Here is a 276-nt window from a genome sequence, read left to right as displayed (position 1 = left end):
GTACTGATTGAGCCACCGAAGGAGCTGCAACCACCGTAGTTACTGAACATTGGTTCGACGACATCGACTACATCTATATACATGTCGCAGAGTTCTGAGGTGTTGTATTCCATATTTCACTCCTGTTGGACAGCAAAGGTAAATTGCTGGGTAAAGCAAAGTTAAATGAATTATATGAGCTTTTTATGAAAATAAAAGCCTTATCAATCACTGGATTGTTATAAATCAACTTATGGTGTGACTTATGCGCAGATGACGCATTGGCCTAAATAGAGA

Annotated in this window: 1 pseudogene; it reads right to left on the bottom strand. The window is 39.1% G+C overall.

Annotated elements, in window-relative coordinates:
- A pseudogene (locus AAEY55_RS18290) lies at positions 1-113 on the bottom strand (ribonuclease E activity regulator RraA); the annotation flags it as partial.
- Positions 114-276: the final 163 nt, after the last annotated feature.

The sequence above is a fragment of the Pseudoalteromonas sp. 120-MNA-CIBAN-0494 genome, assembly GCF_040308885.1.
Classification (GTDB): Bacteria; Pseudomonadota; Gammaproteobacteria; order Enterobacterales; family Alteromonadaceae; genus Pseudoalteromonas; species Pseudoalteromonas nigrifaciens.
This window is presented reverse-complemented; position numbering and strand designations above follow the sequence as displayed.